Genomic DNA, 15,161 nt, shown 5'->3' with positions numbered 1-15,161 from the left:
GCAGTGCCCCGGTGAACGCTCACCGGGGCACAGTCGGTTGGCAAGGAACTCCGGCCAGGGGAGGCGGCACCAGTGCCCGAAAAGACCGTCCCACGACGACGTGTGTACACGCGCGTCGTGATGATCCTCGCGGTGGCCTTCACGGCCTGGCACGTCTTCGCGTCGTTCCTCTGGATCGCGCCGTGGTCGCCGTTGCGCGAGGTCGTCTCGCAGAAGGCGCTCTCGGCGTACATGCTCCCGTTCTTCGGCCAGTCCTGGAGCGTCTTCGCCCCCGAGCCCATCAACGGCGACTACCGGTTCGAGGTCCGCGCGATCGTCGACGGGCAGGAGACCGAGTGGGTCAGCGCGAGCGACGTCGAGCTCTCGATGATCCGCTACAACCTCTTCACGCCGCGCGCCGGCATCCAGGCGATGGATGTCTCGAGCCAGCTCAAGGGCGCCTGGGCCGATCTCAACGACGATCAGAAGGCCGTCGCCGAGCTCAACTACTTCAAGGACGACTGGGAGGCGCGGATGTCCGAGGCCATGACGGCGTACGGCGACGCGGAGGTCGTCGACGCGTACGTCGCTCAGGAGCACCGCGCGACCGCCTACGCGACGCAGGTCGCCCTCGCGGTGTGGGGCGACGACGTCGAGCGGGTCCAGTACCAGGCCACGCGGCAGAACGTCATCCCGTTCGCCGATCGCCACGACCCCGAGGCCGAGCGCCCGGCCATCCAGTACTCGCCGACCGGATGGCGCGGGCTCGTGGTGAACGACGGGCAGTCCCAGCAGGCCTTCGAGGACGTCTTCCTCCCCGCCTACGAGCGGATGGCCGAATGAGCGCGCGCGAGAAGGCCGGGATCGCGGATCGCCTCGGCGAGGTGCGCGCGATCGCCGCCCGCACGCCGCGCGCGCTCGGTCGTCTCGTCTCCGAGCTGCTGCGCATCGTGTGGGATGTCGCCCGGCGCGCGTGGCTCTTCACGGAGGCGTGGCTCCTCGACTCCAAGAAGTCGCTCTACGGCATCGCCGTCACGCGCATCCTGCTCGGCCTCACCGGCGTCGGCCTGCTCCTCACGAACTTCTCGACCCGCCTCTACACCTTCGGCTCGGGATCGGCATGGAACGGCGAGGCTGCCGAGCCGGTCAGCGACTTCCCGAAGATCTGGCTGTTCGGACTGTTCGACAGCGTGCGCCTCGACGACGGCCTCTTCACGGTCCTGTACCTCGTGCTGCTTGCGCTGGCCGTGCTGTTCACGCTCGGATGGCGCTTCAAGATCGTGCTGCCGGTCTACTTCGTGCTGTGGGTCAGCTTCATCGAGATGAACGACGCCGTGGGCGACCAGGGCGACAACATGTACCGGATCGTCCTGATCCTGCTCTTCTTCGCCGACCCCGCCGCCCGCTGGTCGCTCGACGCCCGCCGTCGCGCGCGGGGCGGCGACCGGACCATCCTGCCGCGCGAGATCAGCAACCTCCTCCACAACCTCGCCCTCGTCGCGATGACGGCGCAGGTCTGCTTCGTGTACGTCTCGGGCGGCCTGTACAAGGCCGGCGGCGACCCCTGGTCAGGCGGCTACGCGGTGTACAACCCGCTCATGACCGAGCGCTTCGGCACGTGGCCCGTGCTGAGCGAGCTCATCACCGCATGGGGCCCGGCGGTGACGATCGCGAGCTGGGGGTCGATCATCCTGCAGATCGCCTTCCCGTTCATGCTCCTGTCGCGCCCCACCCGCATCCTCGCGCTCTTCGGCATCATGAGCTTCCACATCGGCATCGGCGTGCTGATGGGCCTGCCGTGGTTCTCGCTCGCGATGATCGGCATCGACTTCATCTTCATCCGCGACCGCACATGGCAGCGCGCGCTCGAGATCGTGAAGGGCAGCTTCCGCAGCGACGACGACGCGATGCGGGAAGCGGCAGCGGAGACCGAGCCCGCATCAGAGGCGGACCCCGTCGTGAGCGACGATCGCGCGGAGCGCGGGCGGCCGGTCGGTGCGGGAGGCGGAGTGCGCGCCCGACGTCGCTAGCGCCGTTATCGATTCGTTACCTGCTGATGATGCGAATCTCTGTACGAATGTCGGGATCCAGAGTAGCATAGAGGCATGGAACGGATGTTCCCCGCGATCGATGAGGATCTGCGGGAGGCCTGCGAGGCGCTCGAGCGGGTGTGCGACCGGCTCGAGCCCGGCGGTGCGGCTCCCGGCGAGCTGTCGTCGCTCCTCGCTCGCTTCGGCGAGGTGAAGCGGAGAGCGGATGCGGGGTTCGCGGCGGTCGCTGCGGAGGTCTCGCGGCAGTCCCGGCGCGAGCTCGGCAAGGACGGGTTCGCGCGCCGGCAGGGGTTCTCCTCACCCGCGGCCCTCATCTCGGCGGAGACCGGGGCCGCGACCGCGGAGGCTGCCCGGCTCATCCAGGTCGGCGAGGCGATCGCGCCGCGCGCCAACCTGGTCGGGGAGACCCTTCCCGCGAAGCATCCGCACGTCGCGGCCGCAATGCGGGCGGGCCTGCTCGGGATGGCGTCGGCCGGCGCGATCATCTCGCTGCTCGACCGAGTGGTCGTGCGCGCCGGAACGGCGGCGTGCGAGCGGATGGAGGAGATGCTCGTCGAGCACGCGCAGGGCCTCACGAGCGACGCGCTGCGGAAGCTCCTCCTCGAGGCCGAGGCCCGTCTCGATCCCGACGGCGCGGCGCCCCGCGAGGGCGCGGCGCACGCGGCCCGTCGTCTCACGTTCCGCCGCGACCGCGACGGCGGCGTCTCGTTCTCCGGCTGGCTGGATGCGGAGTCCGCCGCACCGGTGCTGACGGCGATCGACTCGTCGGTCACCGGCATCCTGCGGCGCAGAGAGCAGTGCGCCGATGAGGCCATGCGCGACGACCGCTCGGTCGTGCAGATGCAGGCCGACGTGCTGGTCGACCTGGCCCGCCACGGGCTCGGCTGCGAGCAGGTGCCGACGCGGCCCACATCGACCGTCGTGGTGCGGATGGCGCTGGATGACCTCCTGGCCGCGACGGGCGTCCGCCCCCTCGGCGAGGGCGCCGCGGAGGTGCACGTGCCGGGCGAGCCGGACGGGGTCGCGGGGTGCGCGGTCGGGTTCGCGACGATCGACGGCGTCGAGCAGCCGGTGACCGCCGGGATGGTGCGGAGGATGGCCGCCGATGCCGACATCATCCCCATGGTGCTCGGCACGGGAAGCGAATGCCTCGACGTGGGCTACCGCTACCGGTCCTTCACTCCCGCGCAGCGCGTCGCCCTCGCGGAGCGCGACGGCGGGTGCGCGTTCTGCGGAGCGCCCCCGGGTCACACGGTCGCGCACCACATCCGCTGGTGGTCGCAGGGCGGTCGCACGGATCTCGACAACGGCATCCTCCTGTGCACGCGATGTCACCACCGGATCCACGACGACGGGTGGGAGATCCGGATCGACGGGGTCGGTCGCGACGGCATTCCGTGGTTCATCCCACCCGCGTGGCTCGATCCGCTGCGCGCGCCGCGCATGGGCGGCCGGGCGCGCTACGCGCTCACCGCCTGAGCGCGGGGGCGGCGGCGGATCACCGTCGTCCGCATCTGTCGCCGACGGACAACACCGCGGCCGTGCGCCGCCGGGCCGCGCTGTGCGCCCTGGACAAACTCCCGGACGCGTCGTTGTCGGGCGCCTAGCGTGAGAGACATCCTTCCCACCCCGCAGAAGAGGTGTGCCCATGGTCGACACAGTCGTTCGTCCCGCTCAGCCTGGCTCGCGTCCGGTCGCCGCAGAAGCCGACGACGCCCGCATCGACATCCCGGCCGTGACCCGGATGCTCCTCGGCACCTGGGCGGACATCCGGCTCGAGGCGCGCGAGATGATCAAGGACTCGGCGTTCTGGCGCATCGACGGCCTCAGCCACCACGCGCACCGCGAGCGCGTCCTCGAGCAGACGCAGCTGCTGGCGGACGCCGGCGCCGGAGCCCGTGCCTACCCGACCGAGTACGGCGGTCGGAACACGAACGGCGGCAACCTCGCCGGCTTCGAGGAGCTCGTCCTCGCCGACCCGAGCCTGCAGATCAAGTCGGGCGTGCAGTGGGGGCTCTTCGGGAGTGCGGTCCTGCAGCTCGGGACGAAGAAGCACCACGACCGCTGGCTGCGCGACATCATGAGCCTCAAGATCCCCGGCGCGTTCGCGATGACCGAGAGCGGGCACGGCTCCGACGTGCAGTCGATCGGGACCACCGCCACCTACGACCCCGAGACGGAGGAGTTCGTCATCCACACGCCGTTCCGCGGCGCCTGGAAGGACTACCTCGGCAACGCGGCCGTGCACGGCAAGGCGGCGACGGTCTTCGCGCAGCTCATCTCGAAGGGCGTCAACTACGGCGTGCACTGCTTCTTCGTGCCGATCCGCGACGACAACGGGGTCTTCCTCCCGGGCGTCGGCGGCGAGGACGACGGCGTCAAGGGCGGCCTCAACGGCGTCGACAACGGGCGCCTGCACTTCGACCACGTCCGCGTGCCGCGCGAGAACCTCCTGAACCGCTACGGCGACGTCGCCCCCGACGGCACGTACTCGAGCCCGATCGCGAGCCCCGGCCGCCGCTTCTTCACGATGCTCGGCGCGCTCGTGCAGGGCCGCGTCTCGCTCGATGGGTCCGCCACCTGGGCGTCGGGCCTCGCGCTCAAGATCGCCGTCACGTACGGCAATCAGCGCCGGCAGTTCGACAGCGGAACGGGCGCCGGCGAGACCGTCCTCCTGGACTACGCCAAGCACCGCCGCCGCCTGCTCCCGCTCCTCGCGACGACCTACGCCCAGGCGTTCGCGCACGACGAGCTGCTCGTGAAGTTCGACGGCGTGTTCGGCGGCACCGCCGACACCGACGAGTCCCGTGAGGACCTCGAGACGCTGGCGGCGGCGCTCAAGCCGCTCTCGACCTGGCACGCGCTCGCGACCATCCAGGAGTGCCGCGAGGCCTGCGGCGGAGCGGGCTACATGGCGGAGAACCGCCTCGTTACCCTCCACCAGGACCTCGACGTCTACGTCACGTTCGAGGGCGACAACAACGTGCTCCTCCAGCTCGTCGGCAAGCGCCTGCTCTCGGACTACGGAAAGCAGTTCACGGGCAAGGACGCACGGGCGCTCGCGGCCTACGCGGTGGGCGAGACAGCCGACAAGATCTTCCACGGCGCGGGCCTGCGCCGGCTGGGGCAGGCGTTCGCCGACCTCGGCTCGACCGCGCGCTCGGTCGAGCTGGGGCTGCGCGCCCACGACCAGCAGGAGCTCCTCACCGATCGCGTCCAGCGGATGACGGCGGATGTCGCGGGCCGCCTGCGTCTCGCGTCTCGCCTCTCGCCCGCACAGGCGGCAGAGCTGTTCAACGAGAACCAGGTCGCCCTCCTCGGGGCCGCCCGCGCCCACGGCGAGCTGCTGCAGTGGGAGGCCTTCACCGATGCCGTGGAGCGCGTGGAGGACGAGGGCACCCGTCAGGTGCTCACGTGGCTCCGCGATCTCTTCGGCCTCGGGCTCATCGAGAAGCACCTCGCGTGGTACCTCCTGAACGGGCGCCTGTCGACGCAGCGCGCGGCGGCCGTGTCGAGCTACATCGACCGTCTCTGCGCGCGGCTCCGCCCGCACGCTCAGGACCTCGTCGACGCGTTCGGCTTCGAGCCGGAGCACGTCCGGGCGCCCATCGCTTCCGGGCAGGAGCAGGCGCGTCAGGAGGAGGCGGCGGCGTACTATGCGGCCCTCCGTGCCAGCGGCGAGGCCCCGGTCAAGGAGAAGAAGCCCGCGCGCTGACCGCCGCCGGTCAGCGCCTGCGGAGCGCGATCACGGTGAGGTCGTCGTCCGGCGTCCCGTGCGACGCGAGCTCGACGACCGCCTCGACGGCCTCGGGCGCCGAACGCGCCGACGACACCCGGCGCCACACGGGCGCGAGGTCGTCGAGCCCGCCGCCGACCGCATCGAGCACGCCGTCGCTCACGACGAGCAGGGTCTCGCCGGGTGCCAGGCGCTCGGCGCCCGCCTCGCGCTGCTCCTCCGGCGCGATGCCGAGGGGCAGGCCGCCCGCGGGGAGGCGCCGGACGTCGCCCTCCGGCGGGACGATCGCCGCGAGCCCGTGGCCCGCGTCGGCGTAGGCGATCTCTCCGGTCGATGCGCGCACGAACGCGCGGAAGGCCGTCACGAAGGCACCCGCATTCGCGAGGTCGGCGTCCATGCGGCGCTCGGTCTCGACGAGCGGCCGCACGACCTCGCCGTCGGCGCTGTGGGCGCGCAGGAGCGAGCGTGTCGTCGCCGCGAGGATCGCCGCGCCCATGCCCTTGCCCATGACGTCCGCGAGCGTGATGACGGCGCCGTCGTCCACCTCGTGCCAGTCGTAGAAGTCGCCGCCCACCGAGCCGGCCGGCACGAAGCGCGCGGCGAGGCTGTAGCCGGGCAGCCGCGGCTGAGCGACCGGCAGGAGGGCCGCCTGCACCTGCGCGGCGCGCTCGAGCTCAGCGCGCTCGAGCGTGACGTCGCGGAGGACGGTGACGACGCCGCCTCCCGCGCGAGCGGGCAGCCGGGCCGTTGTGAACGCGACGGTGCGCTCGTCGGCGACCGGCGGCCGCACGAGAAGCGGCAGGTCCTTGACGTCCTCGCCCGCGAGTGAGCGGCGGAAGGGGAGCTCATGGTCGGCGAGCGGGCTGCCGTCCAGATGGCGGAGGCCCGCGAGGTCGTCCGCGTCGCCCGTGCCTTCCGCGGGCTCGGTGTCGTCGCCGGTCAGGAGGCGCCGTGCGGCGGGATTGCGGACGACGATGCCGCCGTCGCGGTCGACGACCCGCACGCCCTCCGTCATCGTGTCGACGATCGTGCGCAGCAGCTCGGCCTGAGCCTGCGCTCCGTCGCGTGCCTCGCGCAGCGCGGTGGCGAGCGCGTGCCGGTCGTCCCTGTCGAGCGCGAGCGCGAGTCCGATCGTGCACACGAGCACGGTGTAGAGCTGGGCGACCGCGATCTGCGTCGTCGCATCGTCGAGCCCGAGGAAGGGGCCGATGCCGCTCGCGGTCAGGGCGATCGCGACGACCGCGACGAGGGCCCCGTGTCCGATGACGAACCGCGCCGGGAGGCGCACGCCCGCCCAGCAGGCCAGTGTGAGCAGCGGGAAGACGACGGTCGGCTCGGCGAATCCCGAGAACCAGGCGGCGTGCACGGCGGGGGAGAGCACGAGCACCGCGAACCACTCGAGCGGGCGCGACGCGAGGCCGGCGCCGAGGTCGGACAGGCGGAGAATCGGGAGCCCCGCGCGCCGACGACGCACGCTGTCGCCCACCATGAAGCCGAGGGGCACGAGCACGACGATGCTGCCGAGGTTGCGCGCGCACCAGAGGAGGATGACGTTCCACTGCCATCCTGTTCCCGACAGAAGCCCGTCGAGCTCGATGAGCGGTGACGAGATGAGCGGGCCGGCCAGTGCCGCGAGCAGGAACCACCACAGCTCGCGGCGGTCGAGAAGGCGACCGGCGCGGCTGAACCATACGCGCGGGCAGTGCCGAGCCAGCACCGCGCGGCACACGACGGCCTGCACGACGGCGGCGAGCCCGCCGAGCGCGCTCTGCAGCGGGGCGCCGCCGGTCGCCGAGACGACCGCCCACGTGAGGACCCCCATGAGCGCGAGGTCCAGGGCGATCCAGGGACGCCGCGCTCGCGCGACCATCCACAGCACCGAGACGCCGGCGGCCGGCCACACCATGCTGATCCCGCTGTCCGGCAGCACCGTCAGGCGCCCCGCGATCGCGGCGAGGGCGTACGCGAGGGCGAACCCCGCGAGCAGCGACGCCTCCGAGGCGACCGTCACAGCCATCCGCGCGGGGCGGTTCGCGGTCATGGCGCTGTCCTCACTCCGGGGCGTCGGGGGCGGGCGCGGTGGCCGCGAGCGCCTCGAGGAAGCGGATGACGACCTCGCGCTCGTCGGGCGCGAGGGCCGCGGCGACGTCGAACCTCCGCGCATGCGTGCGACCGACGCTCGCCCGTGCGGACGCCCGCGTCTCCTCGGTCACCTCGATCGCCAGGCTCCTGCGATCGTGGGGGTGGGGGAGGCGCCGGATGTGGTCGCCCGCCGCGAGACGATCGAGGAGCTTGGTCGTCGACGCGGTCGAGATGCCCAGGTGGGCCGCGATCGAGCTCGGCGTCACGACCGCGCCGTGGCGCTGCGACGCGATGATGTAGCGCAGGGCGCGCATATCGGTCTCGCCGAGCTTCATGTAGCGGCGCGAGGCCTCGCTCATGGCGCGCTCGGCGTTCCGCCAGGTCTGCAGCGCCTCGAGCACGCGCACGACCTGAGCGAGCTCGTCGTCCGTGAGGTGGGCCCGCTGGACGAGCTCCTCGTCGGGATCGATCACCCGGGGATCGAGCATCGAGAACCGCTCGTCGCGGGGCGCGTGGTCTTCTGGCACAGCGTGAGCTTACCCTCCGTCGGAAAATCAGCTATGTTGATTGCTAGCTTAGCTAATAACACGGTGGGAGAGACGATGCGGACGATGACGGGTCACGACGAGCGGGTGGTGCTCCTCGACGAGGACGGCCGTCCCACGGGCGTCGCCGACAAGGCGAGCGTCCACGGGGCGCGCACGCCGCTCCATCTCGCGTTCTCCTGCCACGTGAGCGATGACGCGGGGCGCATCCTGCTGACCCGCCGCGCCCTGTCCAAGCGCACGTGGCCGGGGGTCTGGACCAACGCGTTCTGCGGTCATCCGGCGCCCTTCGAGCCGATCCCGGCGGCGGTCGAGCGACGCGCTCGCGAGGAGCTGGGGCTCTCGCTGCGCGCGATCCGGCTCGCCCTGCCCGACTTCCGATACCGCGCGGTCGACGCCTCGGGGATGGTCGAGAACGAGCTCTGCCCCGTCTACCTCGCGGTCGCCGACAGCGAGCTCTCTGCGCGCCCGGACGAGGTGGTCGAGGCCCGATGGGTCGACCCCGCCGACCTCGACGTCGCGCTCGCCGCGGCGCCGTGGGCGTTCAGTCCGTGGCTCGTCCGGCAGCGGCAGGAGCTCGTGCGGGCGGGCGCCGCGGCGAGGACGCCGTGATGTCCGCTGTGCGCAGCGCCCCCGAGCGGGTGGACGACGTGCTCGACGCCTTTCTCGCCGAGAGGGTCGAGCGGGCGGCGAGCCTGGGGGCGCCCTACGCCCGCCTCTGGCGGCGGCTCGCCGACGCGTCGCGCGGCGGGAAGCGCCTGCGCCCGCGGCTCGTGCTCGCCGCGCACGACGGTCTCGGCGGGACGGACGACTCCTCGGCGCGGACGGCCGCCGCCGCGATCGAGCTCCTGCACACCGCCCTGCTCCTCCATGACGACGTCCTGGACGGCGATCTCGTCCGCCGCGGCCGTCCGAATCTCGCGGGGGCGTTCGCGACCGAGGCCATCGAGAGCGGCCTCGGATCCGACGCGGCGACGTCCTGGGGCGCCGCGTCCGGCGTGCTGGCGGGCGACCTGCTCCTCAGCGCGGTGCACGCGCTCGTGTCCCGCATCGAGTCGCCGGCGCGCGCCGCCGTGCACGAGATCGTCGACGAGAGCCTCTTCCTCACGGCGGCGGGCGAGCACGCCGACGTCGGCTTCAGTCTCGGCGCCGTGCCCGCGGACACCGCCGGGATCGTGCGCATGATGGAGCAGAAGACCGCGAGCTACTCCTTCGCCGCTCCGCTGCGCGTCGGCGCGGTCCTCGCCGGCGCCGGGCCGCTCGTCGATGCGGCGCTGCAGCGGATCGGCACGCAGCTCGGCTTCGTCTACCAGCTGCGAGACGACGTCCTCGGCGTCTTCGGGACGGAGGAGCGCACGGGCAAGACCGCTCTCGGCGACCTGCGCGAGGGCAAGCGCACCCTGCTCGTGGCCTTCGCCGAGCCGCATGCGGCGTGGCGCGAGGTCGCGCATCTCTTCGGCCGGCGCTCTCTCGAGGAGGACGACGCCGCTCTGCTGCGCGACGCGATCCGCGCGAGCGGAGCGGCGGACGAGATCGAGCGGCTCATCGCGGAGCAGAGCGCGGCGACGCGCCGCGAGATCGCGGCCGCGCCGATCCCCGACGGGCTGCGGGCGGAGCTGGATGCGCTCGTCGGGCGCTGTGCGGAGCGGGACGCATGACCGCCCTGGACCTCTACACCCGAACGGCGCGCGCGGCGTCGTCCCGCGTGCTTCCCGCCTATTCGTCCTCGTTCGGGCTCGCGAGCCGCCTGCTGCCCCCGCGCGTCCGCGGCCACGTCGCCGACGTCTACGCGCTCGTGCGCGTCGCCGACGAGATCGTCGACGGCCCCGCGAGCGAGGCGGGGCTCGGCGACGCTGCGCGGCGAGCCGCCCTGGACGAGCTCGAGGGCGAGACCCTGCGGGCGCTCTCGTGCGGGTTCAGCGCGAACCTCGTCGTGCATGCCTTCGCCGACACCGCGCGGCGCACGGGCATCTCCGAGACCCTCGTTCGGCCGTTCTTCGCGTCGATGCGAATGGACGCCGACGGCGTCGAGATCGGCGACGAGGCGACGTACCGCGCCTACATCCACGGCTCCGCGGAGGTCGTCGGGTCGATGTGCCTGCGCGCGTTCGCCCAGGAGGACGGCGCGCTCCTCATCGACGACGAGCTCGAGGAGGGCGCGCGGCGCCTCGGCGCGGCCTTCCAGAAGGTGAACTTCCTGCGCGATCTGGCGGATGACCGCGAGCGGCTCGGCCGCTCGTACTTCCCGGGGGTCGACCCGTGCGCCCTGTCGGAGGACGACAAGCTCCGCATCGTCTCCGATGTCGACTCCGACCTCGCCGTCGCGTCGTCGGCTCTGACGCGGCTGCCGCGGAGGTCCCGACGGGCGACCGCCGCGGCGGCTGGCCTCTTCTCCCGTCTCAACGATGCCCTTCGCGCGACGCCCGCGCGCGAGCTCCTCGAGCGGCGGGTCTCGCTGCCGCGCCGCGCGAAGGCCGCCGTGCTCGTGCGGGCAGCGCTGGACCGCCCGACGGCGGTGCGCGCATGAGCGCGCGCGCGGTCGTCGTCATCGGCGGCGGCATCTCGGGCCTCGCGACCGCCGCCCTGCTCGCGGCGGAGGGCGACGACGTCACTCTCATCGAGGCTCGCGACGAGCTCGGCGGTCGCGCGGGCCGGCGCCGCGTCGACGGATTCACGTTCGACACGGGCCCCTCGTGGTACCTCATGCCCGAGGTGTTCGACCACTTCTTCCGTCTCCTCGGCACCACGGCGGCGGAGCAGCTCGACCTCGTGCCGCTCGACCCCGCCTACCGCGTGTGGTTCGAGGGCGACGAGGTGCCGTTCGACCTGCCGGCGCACGGCGCGCGGGAGGCGCTGCGGGCGCTCGATCCCGGCGCTGCGTCGCGGATCGACGCCTACCTCGCCTCGGCCGCGGAGACCTACGACCTCGCCACGGAGCGGTTCCTGTACAGCACGTTCGCGTCGCTCCGCCCCCTGCTCGACACCCGCACGCTCCGGCGGCTGCCGCGTCTCGCTCGCCTTCTGGCCGAGCCGCTCGACCGTCTCATCGCGCGGCACGCCGACGACCGCAGGGCGCGCCAGGTGCTCGGCTACCCCGCCGTCTTCCTCGGGACCTCGCCGTCGCGCGCACCGGGTATGTACCACCTCATGAGCCATCTCGACGTGGGCCAGGGCGTGCTCTATCCGCGCGGGGGATTCGGGACGGTGATCGACGCGATCGCGGCGCTCGCCCGCGACCGCGGCGCGCGCCTGCACACCGGATGGCGCGCCACCGGCATCGAGGTCGCGGCCGGCGCGGTGCGCGCGGTCGAGGCGGAGCGCGCGGACGGCTCTCGCACGCGCCTCGTCGCCGACGTGGTCGTCTCGAGCGCCGACCTGCGGGTGACCGAGAGCCTGCTGCCCTCGCCGCATCGCTCGCGCACCGAGGCCTGGTGGGACCGCCGCGACCCGGGCCCCGGGGCGGTGCTGGCCCTGCTCGGCGTGCGCGGCGAGCTGCCGCAGCTCGCGCACCACTCCCTCTTCTTCACGCGCGACTGGGACGCCGGATTCGACGCGATCTACGGCCCCGCGCGTCGCATCCCCGATCCCGCGTCCCTGTACGTGTGCCGCCCGAGCGCGACCGACGACACGGTGGCGCCGGCCGGCCACGAGAACCTCTTCGTGCTCGTGCCGGTGCCGGCCGACCCCGGGATCGGATCGGGCGGGGCGGATGGCGCGGGCGACGCCGACGTCGAGCGCACGGTCGATGCGGCGATCGACCAGATCGCCTCATGGGCGCGGGTGCCCGACCTGCGCGAGCGGATCGTCGTGCGGCAGACGATCGGGCCAGCGGACTTCGAGCGCGACTTCGGCGCCTGGCGCGGGGGAGCGCTCGGCCCCGCGCACACGCTCCGCCAGAGCGCGCTCCTGCGCGGCTCGAACGCATCCGCCCGCGTCGGCGGCCTCCTCTACGCGGGGGCGACGACGATCCCCGGCATCGGGCTGCCGATGTGCCTCATCAGCGCGGAGCTCGTCGTGAAGCGCCTGCGCGGCGATGTCTCCGCGGGCCCGCTGCCGGAGCCGCTGTGAGCCTCGTCTACCTCGGATGCCTCCTGCTCGCGCTCTCGTGCGTGCTGGCGGTCGACCGGCGCTTCCGGCTGTTCGTGTGGCGCGCTCCCGCGCACGCGGCGCTCGTCCTCGCCACCGGGCTCGTCTTCCTCCTCGCGTGGGATGCCGCCGGCATCGCCCTCGGCATCTTCTTCCGCGCCGAGACCGCGGTCATGACCGGCCTCGTGATCGCGCCCGAGCTGCCCGTCGAGGAGCCCGTGTTCCTCCTCTTCCTCTGCGAGCTCACGATGGTGCTCTTCTGCGGCGCCGACCGACTTCTGGCCGCTCGCGACAGGGGGCGGCCATGACCTACGTCGTCCTGTGCGCGGCGTTCCTCGCCGTCGCCGTGGCCTCCGCCCTGGCACTGTCCGCCCGGCGCCGCCCGCGGCTGAGCGCGGTCGCGCTCGCCGCCGCCGCGCTCGTCGTGCTCACGGCGGTCTTCGACAGCGTCATGATCGCGGTCGGCCTGTTCGCGTACGACGACGAGCGGATCTCCGGCGTGCGGATCGGCCTCGCGCCCCTCGAGGACTTCGCCTACCCGCTGGCGGCGGCCATCCTGCTGCCCGCGCTGTGGGTCGCCCTGAGGAGGCGCCGAGATGATCCGTGACCTGCTGGTCGCATCGCGGCCCCTCAGCTGGATCAACACGGCCTTCCCCTTCGCCGCCGCGTATCTCCTGACCGCGCGCGAGGTCGACCTCGCTCTGATCGTGGGCACCGTGTTCTTCCTCATCCCCTACAACCTCGCCATGTACGGCGTGAACGACGTGTTCGACTACGCGTCCGATCTCGCCAATCCCCGCAAGGGCGGCGTGGAGGGCGCCCTGCTCGCCCCGGCCGCGCACCGCGTCGTGCTCGTCGCCGCCGCGGTGTCGTGCCTGCCGTTCGCGGTCGCGCTCGTCCTTCTCGGCGGGCCGATGTCGTGGGCCGTCCTGGCCGTGAGCCTCTTCGCGGTCGTCGCCTACTCCGCGCCGCCCTTCCGGTTCAAGGAGGTGCCGTTCCTCGACTCGCTCACCTCGAGCGTGCACTTCGCGAGCCCCGCCGTCTACGGGATCGTGCTCGCGGGGGACGCACCCGATCGCGGAGCGCTCCTCGTGCTCGCGGCATTCCTGCTGTGGGGCGTGGCCAGTCACGCGTTCGGCGCCGTGCAGGACGTCGTGCCCGACCGAGAGGGCGGGATCGCGTCGATCGCGACGGTCCTCGGCGCGGCCCGCACGGTGCGCTTCGCGCTCGCCGCGTGGATCGCCGCGGCCCTGCTCGTGCTCGCCGCCGGCGGCACGGCGGCCTGGGCCGCTCCGCTCGCGCTCCCCTATCTCGCGACCGCCGCTCCGTACGCGCGCGTGTCCGACGCCGACTCCGCGTGCGCGAATCGCGGCTGGCGGCGCTTCCTCTGGATCAACTACGCCGTCGGCTTCGCGGTGACGATGCTCCTCATCGTCTTCGCCCTGCAGACGGCCTGAGCCCGACCACCCTCGAACGACAGGAGCACGCCATGACCACGGCATCCGTCCCCTTCGCCTCGCCCGCCGCGCGCGACGGCGCCCCGTACGCGACCGTCCCGCAGCGCTACGACGCGATCCTCCTCGCGGGTTTCGGCGGCCCCGAGGGGCAGGACGACGTCATCCCCTTCCTGCGCAACGTCACGCGGGGCCGCGGGATCCCCGACGAGCGCCTCGAGGAGGTCGCGCACCACTACCGCCACTTCGGCGGCGTGAGCCCGATCAACGCCCAGAACCGCGCGCTCAAGGCCGCGCTGGAGGCCGAGATCGCCCGGCGGGGCCTCGACCTGCCGGTCTACTGGGGCAACCGCAACTGGGCGCCGTACCTCTCCGAGGCCGTGCAGGAGGCCGCCGACGACGGGCGCACGCGCCTCCTCGCGGTCGCGACGAGCGCCTACAGCTCGTACTCGAGCTGTCGTCAGTATCGCGAGGACTTCGCGCGCGCCCTCGACGATACCGCGCTGGGGAGCGTCGTCGAGATCGACAAGGTGCGGCAGTTCTTCGACCACCCCGGGTTCGTCGAGGCCTTCGTCGACGGGCTCGTCGACGCGATCCGAGGCTTCCTCGCCGACCGGCTCCGAGTGCGCGTCCTCTTCGCGACCCACAGCATCCCGGTCGACGACGCGCGGCGATCCGGCCCTCGCGACCTCGATCTCGGGCCGGGTGGCGCCTACGAGGCGCAGCATCGCGCGGTCGCCGCGGCGGTCATGGAGCGGGTCGCCGCGATCGTCCCCGAGGCGGCCGATGTCCCGTGGGAGCTCGTCTACCAGTCGCGGTCGGGCCCGGCCTCGCAGCCCTGGCTCGAGCCCGACATCTGCGACCGGATCGCCGAGTTGTCCGCGGAGGGGGTCGAGGCCGTCGCGATCGTCCCGGTCGGGTTCCTCAGCGACCACATGGAGGTCATGTGGGATCTCGACGAGGAGGCGCTGCAGGCGGCGGCCGACGCCGGCCTCCGAGCGGTGCGCACGCCGACGCCGGGCGCCGACCCGCGGTTCGTCGCGGGCGTCGTCGACCTCGTGGAGGAGCGGATGGCCGCCACGCCGCGCGAGGAGCGGCCGGCCGCGACGCCGCTCGGCCCGTGGTTCGACGTCTGCCGCCCCGGGTGCTGCGAGAACGTGCGCGCGGGGTTCCGCCCGGCCGCCGCGGGCATCGCGCCCTGAGGCGTGGGCACCTGTGCCCATGCGCT

The 15,161-nt window shown here is 72.9% G+C and carries 14 protein-coding genes; 12 read left to right on the top strand and 2 right to left on the bottom strand.

Annotated features, from left to right (window positions below):
* Positions 1 to 120: 120 nt before the first annotated feature.
* The 4 genes from GC092_RS14365 to GC092_RS14350 all read left to right on the top strand — a co-directional run bounded on the left by GC092_RS14365 (position 121) and on the right by GC092_RS14350 (position 5,745).
* Positions 121 to 822, top strand: coding sequence for a DUF5819 family protein (locus tag GC092_RS14365; RefSeq protein ID WP_310090260.1), 702 nt, complete (start codon positions 121 to 123; stop codon positions 820 to 822).
* Positions 819 to 2,009 (top strand): HTTM domain-containing protein, encoded by a 1,191-nt coding sequence (locus GC092_RS14360; protein ID WP_324012800.1) that lies wholly within the window; start codon positions 819 to 821, stop codon positions 2,007 to 2,009. Before GC092_RS14365 ends, GC092_RS14360 begins: the two co-directional genes overlap by 4 nt.
* Before the next feature lie 75 nt (positions 2,010 to 2,084).
* On the top strand, positions 2,085 to 3,509 hold the full coding sequence (locus tag GC092_RS14355) for an HNH endonuclease (RefSeq protein ID WP_324012798.1): 1,425 nt from the start codon (positions 2,085 to 2,087) through the stop codon (positions 3,507 to 3,509).
* A 169-nt stretch (positions 3,510 to 3,678) separates the two neighbouring features.
* Positions 3,679 to 5,745: an acyl-CoA dehydrogenase family protein gene (locus tag GC092_RS14350; RefSeq protein ID WP_324012795.1), complete on the top strand. Its 2,067-nt coding sequence runs from the start codon at positions 3,679 to 3,681 to the stop codon at positions 5,743 to 5,745.
* A gap of 10 nt (positions 5,746 to 5,755) precedes the next feature.
* Here GC092_RS14350 and GC092_RS14345 read toward each other — a convergent pair whose 3' ends face one another.
* Positions 5,756 to 7,807, bottom strand: coding sequence for a SpoIIE family protein phosphatase (locus GC092_RS14345; protein ID WP_324012793.1), 2,052 nt, complete (start codon positions 7,805 to 7,807; stop codon positions 5,756 to 5,758).
* A gap of 10 nt (positions 7,808 to 7,817) precedes the next feature.
* Positions 7,818 to 8,375, bottom strand: a complete 558-nt coding sequence (locus tag GC092_RS14340; protein ID WP_271173519.1) for a MarR family winged helix-turn-helix transcriptional regulator — start codon at positions 8,373 to 8,375, stop codon at positions 7,818 to 7,820.
* Between the two features lie 84 nt (positions 8,376 to 8,459).
* On the opposite strand from GC092_RS14340, the gene idi reads away from it, so the two are divergent.
* From idi to GC092_RS14300, 8 genes are read left to right on the top strand one after another with little or no spacing between them, the layout of a single operon-like run.
* Complete coding sequence (idi, locus tag GC092_RS14335) at positions 8,460 to 9,005, top strand: isopentenyl-diphosphate Delta-isomerase (RefSeq protein ID WP_324012788.1); 546 nt, start codon at positions 8,460 to 8,462, stop codon at positions 9,003 to 9,005.
* Positions 9,005 to 10,051: a polyprenyl synthetase family protein gene (locus GC092_RS14330; RefSeq protein WP_324012787.1), complete on the top strand. Its 1,047-nt coding sequence runs from the start codon at positions 9,005 to 9,007 to the stop codon at positions 10,049 to 10,051. Before idi ends, GC092_RS14330 begins: the two co-directional genes overlap by 1 nt.
* Positions 10,048 to 10,920 (top strand): phytoene/squalene synthase family protein, encoded by an 873-nt coding sequence (locus GC092_RS14325; protein WP_324012785.1) that lies wholly within the window; start codon positions 10,048 to 10,050, stop codon positions 10,918 to 10,920. Before GC092_RS14330 ends, GC092_RS14325 begins: the two co-directional genes overlap by 4 nt.
* Positions 10,917 to 12,461, top strand: coding sequence for a phytoene desaturase family protein (crtI, locus tag GC092_RS14320; protein WP_324012783.1), 1,545 nt, complete (start codon positions 10,917 to 10,919; stop codon positions 12,459 to 12,461). The genes GC092_RS14325 and crtI overlap by 4 nt, the downstream gene beginning before the upstream one ends.
* The gene (locus GC092_RS14315) at positions 12,458 to 12,787 is read left to right on the top strand and encodes a lycopene cyclase domain-containing protein (RefSeq protein WP_271173523.1); all 330 of its coding nucleotides are present in this window, start codon (positions 12,458 to 12,460) and stop codon (positions 12,785 to 12,787) included. The genes crtI and GC092_RS14315 overlap by 4 nt, the downstream gene beginning before the upstream one ends.
* Positions 12,784 to 13,086, top strand: a complete 303-nt coding sequence (locus GC092_RS14310) for a lycopene cyclase domain-containing protein (protein ID WP_271173524.1) — start codon at positions 12,784 to 12,786, stop codon at positions 13,084 to 13,086. Before GC092_RS14315 ends, GC092_RS14310 begins: the two co-directional genes overlap by 4 nt.
* On the top strand, positions 13,076 to 13,936 hold the full coding sequence (locus tag GC092_RS14305) for a prenyltransferase (protein WP_324012780.1): 861 nt from the start codon (positions 13,076 to 13,078) through the stop codon (positions 13,934 to 13,936). The genes GC092_RS14310 and GC092_RS14305 overlap by 11 nt, the downstream gene beginning before the upstream one ends.
* A gap of 32 nt (positions 13,937 to 13,968) precedes the next feature.
* A complete protein-coding gene (locus GC092_RS14300; RefSeq protein ID WP_324012778.1) occupies positions 13,969 to 15,135 on the top strand; it encodes a ferrochelatase in 1,167 nt (388 codons plus the stop codon).
* Positions 15,136 to 15,161 lie beyond the last annotated feature (26 nt).

The organism is Microbacterium sp. JZ37 (assembly GCF_035188445.1).
Classification (GTDB): Bacteria; Actinomycetota; Actinomycetes; order Actinomycetales; family Microbacteriaceae; genus Microbacterium; species Microbacterium barkeri.
The sequence above is the reverse complement of the archived record's forward strand: the minus strand, read 5'-3'. Positions and strand labels throughout refer to the sequence as shown.